This window comes from Holdemania sp., from assembly GCF_986127675.1.
On sequence record NZ_CFQZWI010000114.1, the window covers coordinates 1 to 7801 of the forward strand.

Annotated in this window: 5 protein-coding genes; all 5 read left to right on the forward strand. The window is 52.5% G+C overall.

Translation table 11 applies throughout. The features are described from left to right. The first annotated feature begins 628 nt into the window (after nt 1-628). The gene (locus AC5OW4_RS13205; protein ID WP_195548001.1) at nt 629-1852 is read left to right on the forward strand and encodes an AsnC family transcriptional regulator; all 1224 of its coding nucleotides are present in this window, start codon (nt 629-631) and stop codon (nt 1850-1852) included. Next, the gene (locus AC5OW4_RS13210; protein WP_195548000.1) at nt 1849-3252 is read left to right on the forward strand and encodes an acetate--CoA ligase family protein; all 1404 of its coding nucleotides are present in this window, start codon (nt 1849-1851) and stop codon (nt 3250-3252) included. Before AC5OW4_RS13205 ends, AC5OW4_RS13210 begins: the two co-directional genes overlap by 4 nt. A 316-nt stretch (nt 3253-3568) precedes the next feature. Further along, entirely contained in the window at nt 3569-4114 is a 546-nt protein-coding gene (locus AC5OW4_RS13215) for a dihydrofolate reductase family protein (protein WP_195547999.1), read from the forward strand. A 94-nt stretch (nt 4115-4208) separates the two neighbouring features. After that, nucleotides 4209-5162, forward strand: a complete 954-nt coding sequence (locus AC5OW4_RS13220; protein WP_195547998.1) for an alpha/beta hydrolase — start codon at nt 4209-4211, stop codon at nt 5160-5162. Between the two features lie 208 nt (nt 5163-5370). Beyond that, on the forward strand, nt 5371-7801 hold a 2431-nt coding region (gene ppdK / locus AC5OW4_RS13225), incomplete at its 3' end, for a pyruvate, phosphate dikinase (protein WP_493677073.1).

The window sequence follows — 7801 nt, forward strand, 5'->3', positions numbered from 1 at the left end:
CTGAGAAGAGACACAATCCTCAGAGAAATGAAGATGAGGGTCTTTTAAATTGAGAACAGATACGATAGAATGAGTAATGGACATAGTGAGATTTCCTTTCTGTAATTTGTGGTGATTTTATTGTAACGGAAATTCTTACCTATGTCTCTTTTTTTATGCTCAAGAAAAAAAGGCGTTGGTTTCCACCAACACCAAAATTTATAGAACCGATTTTAAAAGCTTCGGCAGATGGCAGCGCTTTGATCGGCGATCATCACGAGGGGACAGAAACGAGAACAGGGTGTTTCTTACCTGAGCTGAAATCGGAAGAAGACAGATAGAAATCCCAAGGAGGAAAGATCTGCGGCAGAAACAAGCACGAAAAGCAAGGCAGAATCCGCAGACGCAATCCAGAATATAAGATGGAAAACAAAAAAGACTTTCTAAAATTTTTCAGAAAGTTTTACGCCTTCGGCTAGACAAAATGCGGCAAGTGTCGTTATCGCCATGGGCTTCGCGGTCACCGGCGCTTGTCTTTTGGCGAAGAGAAGACTACAATGAAATAAATGATAGCGATTACAGAAAAGCGGATTGAGATTCCGTCAAAGTCGAAAGGCTTTCAGCATACAGTGAAATGAGGTGGTATTCGATGACGGAGAAACAATATCTTTTAGGTACGGATGAACAGCAGCAATGGATGCAGGAGTACACGTTTGCCCCGCGCGGCATCGGGTTCAAAGAACCCGGCGTGCTTGGAATGGACGCGAAGGAATTCTCAGCGTTCAACGTGGCCAAATCGTTTTATCAGGTGCATCCGGAGGTTTTTAACTTAAAACTTGTGGCGGAGAAGACCGGCGTGGCGGAAAGTGAGATCGCAACCCGGCTGAAACGTATGGTCGATCGCCGGTTGATCATGTTTGTGAAGAATTCTTCCGTTTCCGCTCTGGGTTTTGGGTTGTATTACTGGATTGTGAAAATGAAAAAGGACTGCCCGCCGCAGGCAAAGACGCAGCTGGCGGAATGGATTCAGAATAAGGACGAGATCTGCACCGGTTATTTAACGGAAGGCGATTTCGATTTCTTCTGCGGCAATCACATGCGTGTGCTGGACAATCTGCTTTGCGGCGTGATTGAACCGATCCGGCGCAACCGCTGGGTCGAATCCATTCATCTCTGTCCGATCCGCCGCGACGTCCGCGAATCCCACGTCAATCTGTGGGACGCTCCGAAAGCGGATTACCGCCACTATCTGTGGTCGGACGCGCAGAAAGCCAACTTTTTAAACAGGCAGAACGAGATGGACGCTACGGACTTTGCGATCATCGACATTCTGAACAACGTGACCTCGATCGAAGATTTCTTTGATTACGAGGTGCTCGGCCAGCTGTCCGGTCTGGATCCGGCGGCGATGAAGAAGGATCTGGGCTGGATCGTTGATCATCAGCGTTATGTTGTGCCGATGTTCTATTTTAATTATCAGGCGCTGGGTCTGAACATGCATTGTTATCTGATCCGCTTGTTCCAGAATGTGACCAGCTGCCGCAAGGAACAAATTGTCGACGAGCTGACCCGGTGTCCGGAATTCAACAATATCTTCGAGTTCTCTGATGGCATTTACGACATTCTGGTGAGCGCTTATACGCAGCTGACAGATCTGGACGCCTTGCGCACAATGTTAGACGGTTACGCCGAGATCGAAGAAATCTGGGAAGCTGACAGTCCGCGGCAGTTCCGCCGTTGGACGGCGCGGCTGGATAAAGACGCGGATATGTGGGAGGAATGTATTTTTACTGATGATTTCCTGCAGGACCGCACGAGCTTGCCGATCGAACCGGCGGGGGAATGGCAGGAGAAAGGCGGTGAAGAACGATGAAGACCAACGCGATCCGCGGGTATGTTGTCGATCGGCTGCAATATGCTTTAAACCCATCCAGCGTCGCGGTCATCGGCGCCAGCCGGTGTCCGGGCAAGGTCGGCCATAAGGTCATCGACGGCTTACAGAAATGGGGCTATCAAGGAAAAATTTACCCGGTGAATCCGCGTGCGGAGAAGGTCGCGGGCTTAAAAGCTTATCCGACCCTGCGGGAGATTGAGGAGCCGGTTGATCTGGCGTTCATCGCGGTGCCGGCGCATCTGGTCAAATCGATTCTGGAAGACTGCGTAGCCAAGGAAGTAAAAATCGTCGTGATCGCGACCAGCGCTTTTAAGGAGATCGGCCGCGGCGAACTGCAGGATGAGCTGACAGAATATTGCCGGACCAACGAACTGCCGTTGATCGGACCGAACTTAGTCGGCATGGGATCGCCGGCGCTGAATTTCAACTGCGGCTTTATCCCCTATCTGCCAACGCTGGGACCGGTAGCGATGATTTCCCAATCCGGCGCCAACCTGTTGGCGGCGTTAGGCACCTCGCAGAAGGATCACTACGGCATGAGCTTCTTCGTCGGGTTAGGCAATAAGGCCGACGTCGATTTCAGCGAATTTATCGCCTATGCCGGCAAGGACGACAACACGAAGTGCATCGCCGTCTATATGGAAGGGCTGGACAGCCCGGAGGCGTTTATTGAAGCCTGTCAGTCGGTGGCCAAGCCGGTCGTCGCGATTAAGGTCGGACGCAGTCCGATCGGCGTGAAAGCGGCGTTTGCCCACACGGCCAGCGAAAACGTGAAAGATGATGCATATTATGACGAGGTCTTCGCCCAAGCCGGAGCGCTGCGGGCGACGACATGGCAGGAGTTTCTCGATGTTTCGCTGGCGCTGGGAACCCAACCGGCGCTGCGCGGCGAAAACGTCGTGATGATTACCAACGGCGGCGGTTCCGGCCTTCTGAGCTGTGACCACTTTGACCGATGCGGTCTGCCGCTGAAAGAATTAAAGGAAATCTCGCCGAATCTGGCCGGGCGCATCCGCGCGTACATGCCGATGTTCGGCTCGCCGCTCAATCCGGTCGATATTTCCGGCACCGCTTCGCCAACGCAGTACAAAGGCGCCTTCATGCAGGCGATGCGCGATCCCGCAGTCGACGGAATTCTTGGCTCGATCTGTCCGACAGCGGTGACTAACGTCGATGCGGTCGTCGACGTTGTGATCGAAGTCCACGACCGTTACCGCCGCTTAGGTAAACCGTTTATCATGGAATGCCAGGGCGGAGAGGAATGCCAGCGGGCGATCATGAAGCTGCGCGATCACGGTATCCCGGCGTATTCGACAGCGGAACAGGCGGTTAACGCGATGGTGGCGTTATATCACTATGGTCAGATGCAGAAAAAATAAATGAAAAGGGTAAAGCGAAAAGTTTGAGATCCAGCGCTTCTTTTCTTGAAAGTTTTTAATAAATGATAAAGGATGAAAGAGCCGCGGCATTTCAGAATAAAAGCTGAAATGCCGCGGTTTTTCTGTGATTTGATCGCGCAAAAACAAAAAATCGGTTAAGCTAAAGACAGAAGACAGAAGACAGAAGACAGAAGACAGAAGACAGAAGACAGAAGACAGAAGACAGAAGACAGAAGACAGAAGACAGAGATAAGGATAAAAAGAGAGAACTGAGAAAAAGAGGATAAGCGATGGCGCTTATCGGAAAGGAAAAAATATGGCAGAAAGAAAAATTATTTTAAATCTGGCGGTGAGTTTGGATGGTTATATCTGTGATCCGGAGGGTGGTTTTGCCTGGATCAGCGGTCAGGGAGACCGTCGGCTGGACACAGTTCCTCATTACGACATCGAAGCCTTCGCCAGGCAGGTTGACGTGATCGTGATGGGACGCAAAGCCTATGAGGACTGTGGGCTGGACTTTGTCGCAGAGCCGCAAACCAAGCAATTCTGGGTCGCCTCCTCCAAGCCGCTGACATTAGAGCCGCCAGCCCGGTGGATCAGCGGGGATCTGGTCGCTTCGGTGCTGGCGCTGAAAAAACAGCCGGGCAAGGATATCTGGCTATTCGGCGGAGCTGGCATAGTGGATCCGTTTATTCGGGCCGACGCCATCGACGTATACATCGTCGGGATCATTCCGATTCTGCTGGGGCAGGGGCGGCGGTTATTTCATGAAGGCTTCGCGCCGATCATGCTGCATCTGGAACAGTTCTGGATTGACGACGGTGTCGTGGTGATGCGCTATCGCCGCCGCAGTGCGCTTTAAGGAAGTGACAAAATCCGCGAACTGTCAGAGTGGGGAAAGCAAAAGATGCGGCAGGGGATGGGAAGTCATGGTATAATAGGAACGGGTGATAACCATGAAAACAAAAACGAAATTGATGATTGCGGCCGGCGCCGCCGCAGGCGCGGCTGCCAGCTATTACGGCGTCTGCGAACTGGCGTATAACCGGTTTATCCGCCGCGGTCCGAAATTCTTTGCGATGGGTCCGCAGGAAGACGCGCTGACTGAAGAACAGCGGGCGGAACGCCGGCAGCGTCAGGAAGCGGTGCAGAGCTGGTTTGCGGCCAGCCAGGTGCTGGATCTGACGCTCACTTCTTTTGACGGGCTGCGGCTGCACGCAACTCAGATTCTCAACCATCCCGACAGCGACAAGTGGATCGTGATGGCGCATGGCTATGGCGCGGACAGTCTGGCGCTTTTGCCGAGAGCGAAAACGTTTGACGAAGCCGGCTTTAACGTGCTCCTGCCGGATCTTCGCGGGCATGGGTTAAGTGAGGGAGATTATGTCGGCATGGGCTGGAATGACCGGCGCGACCTGATCGCCTGGACGGACCGCATCGCAAGCGAGCATCCGGCCAGCCAGATCGTCTTGTTCGGCCTGTCTATGGGTGCGTCTGCGGTGATGATGGCCTGCGGCGAAGAAGATCTCAGCGATCACGTCGTCTGTGCGATTGAGGACTGCGGCTATACCAGCGTGCCGGCGATTGCGGAAAAACAGGTGCGCAGTGCGTTTGGAATCGCGACTCAGCCGGTTCTGATCGGGCTGTCGACCTTGATCAAAATGCGCTGCGGCTACTCTGTTTGGGAAGCCAGCGCGGTGGAGCAGCTGCGGCAGTGCCGTGTTCCGATGTTGTTTATCCATGGCGAAGAGGACGATTTTGTCCCCTATGACATGGTGTTTGAGAATTATTACGCGTGCGCCAGCGAAAAAGAACTGTACACCGTGCCGTCAGCCGGGCATTGCGAAGCCTGCCGCAGTCCGCATTATGACGAGCGGCTGTTCCGTTTCATCCGCCGTTTCCTGCATTAAGCAGGCAGGCGACCCTCAAATTTGAAAAAAAGTTTAAATCTGAAAAAAGCCTAACAGACCAGTTCTGAAAGGCTTTTTTGTCATTTTGAGGGAATCTGGTTAGACCAAATATATGTAAACGTTTACAAAAACTATGGAAATTCCTGGTCACTTCCGCTATAATAAGTCTATGAAAGTTGGCTGGAAAATACGCCTATAAGGAGGAACAATGAGCGAAAAATATGTTTATCTTTTCTCTGAAGGAAATGGTAAAATGCGCGAACTGCTCGGCGGAAAAGGGGCAAATTTGGCAGAAATGACCAATTTGGGCATGCCGGTTCCGCAGGGCTTTACCGTTACGACGGAAGTCTGCACGCGTTACTATGAAGATGGAGAAAAAATTGCGCCGGAGATTACGGAGGAAATTAACCGCAATCTGAAAACGCTGGAAGAAATGACAGGCAAGAAGATGGGCGATAAGGAAAACCCGCTGCTGGTTTCCGTTCGTTCGGGCGCCCGCGCTTCCATGCCGGGCATGATGGATACGATCCTGAATTTGGGCATCAACGACGAAGTCGTCGAAACGATCGCGGCAAAAACGGAGAATCCGCGCTTTGCTTATGATAGTTACCGGCGTTTCATTCAGATGTTCTCGGACGTTGTCATGGGCTTGCCGAAAAGCAAGTTTGAAGTGATTATCGACGAACTCAAGGACCGTAAGGGCGTTAAGCTTGATACGGAACTGGATGCGGACGATATGAAGGAAATGACTGCGCGTTTCAAGGAATTCTACAAGGAAAACCTGAACGAGGACTTCCCGCAGGATCCGAAAGAACAGATGATCCGCGCCGTTGAAGCGGTATTCCGTTCCTGGAATAATCCGCGTGCGATTTACTACCGCAAAATGAACGATATCCCGGGTTCCTGGGGAACGGCCGTCAACGTCCAGATGATGGTGTTCGGCAACATGGGCAATACCTGCGGCACCGGCGTCGCGTTTACGCGTAACCCGGCAACCGGCGAAAATAAACTGTTCGGCGAATTCTTAATGAACGCGCAGGGCGAAGACGTCGTTGCGGGAATCCGTACACCGCAGACGATCGACGAATTAAAAGAAGTCATGCCGGATGCATACAACAGCTTCGTGGAGATCTGCGGCAAGTTGGAAAAGCATTACCGCGATATGCAGGACATGGAATTCACGATTGAAAACGGCAAGCTGTTCATGCTTCAGACCCGAAACGGCAAGCGTACCGCGGCTGCGGCGTTAAAGATTGCCTGCGATATGGTGGCGGAAGGCCTGATTACGAAAGACGAAGCGCTGATGATGGTCGAACCAAAGGCGTTGGACGCCTTGCTGCACCCGCAGTTTGATCCGGCTGAATTGAAACAGGCGCATCTGATTGCCAGCGGCCTGCCGGCTTCACCGGGAGCGGCCTGCGGACAGGTTGTCTTCAGTGCGGAAGACGCGATTACGGAAGCCAACAAGGGCAAAAAAGTCGTGCTGGTTCGTCTGGAAACCTCGCCGGAAGACATCGAAGGCATGAACGTCGCTCAGGGGATCCTGACTGTTCGCGGCGGCATGACCTCGCATGCGGCGGTTGTCGCGCGCGGCATGGGACGCTGCTGTGTCTCCGGCTGCGGTGAAATCGACATCCATGAAGAAGAAAAAACCTTTACTGTCGGCGGCCACACCTATAAAGAGGGCGACTGGATTTCGTTAGACGGTTCGACTGGCAACGTTTACGGCGAAGCCGTGAAAACAGTTCCGGCACAGATCTCCGGCGATTTCGAAACATTTATGAAATGGGCGGATGAACGCCGCGTGCTGCAGGTCAGAACGAACGCCGACACGCCGAAGGATGCGAAGCAGGCTGTCGCTTTCGGCGCTCAGGGCATTGGCTTAGTCAGAACAGAACACATGTTCTTTGATTCCAACCGCATTAAAGCAATGCGGGAAATGATTGTTTCCTCCACGGAAGAACAGCGCCGCGCCGCTTTGGCAAAACTGCTGCCGATGCAGCGTTCCGACTTTGAAGGCATCTATGAGGCGATGGAAGGCCGCCCGGTTACGATCCGTTATCTGGATCCGCCTTTACATGAATTCCTGCCGACTTCCTCGTATGACATCGCGACGCTGGCTCAGGACATGAACCTGAATATCGACGACCTCAAGAGCATCATTACTTCGCTCCATGAGTTCAACCCGATGATGGGTCACCGCGGCTGTCGTCTGGCGATCTCCTATCCGGAAATCGCAGAAATGCAGACACGCGCAGTCATTGAAGCGGCGATTAACGTCAACCGCAAGCATCCGGATTATCACATTACGCCGGAAATCATGATTCCGCTGGTTGGCGATGTCAACGAGCTGAAATATGTCAAGAATATCGTCACCAAGGTTGCGGATGAAATCATCAGCGCTTCCGGTATCGAAATGAAATACATGGTCGGTACGATGATCGAAATTCCGCGGGCTGCTCTGTTAGCGGATGAGATCGCGGAGGAAGCAGAGTTCTTCAGCTTCGGCACCAACGATTTAACGCAGATGACATTCGGCTTCTCGCGAGATGACGCCGGCGGATTCCTGTCGCATTATTACGACAAGAAAATTTACGAGCAGGAAGATCGGAAGAGCACACGTCTGAACTCCAGTCACT

What these genes read in the sequence shown, in the direction of transcription:
- AC5OW4_RS13220 (WP_195547998.1), top strand. Translation starts at nt 4,209, where the DNA reads ATGAAAACAAAAACGAAATTGATGATTGCGGCCGGCGCCGCCGCAGGC.
- AC5OW4_RS13210 (WP_195548000.1), top strand. Translation starts at nt 1,849, where the DNA reads ATGAAGACCAACGCGATCCGCGGGTATGTTGTCGATCGGCTGCAATAT.
- AC5OW4_RS13205 (WP_195548001.1), top strand. Translation starts at nt 629, where the DNA reads ATGACGGAGAAACAATATCTTTTAGGTACGGATGAACAGCAGCAATGG.
- AC5OW4_RS13215 (WP_195547999.1), top strand. Translation starts at nt 3,569, where the DNA reads ATGGCAGAAAGAAAAATTATTTTAAATCTGGCGGTGAGTTTGGATGGT.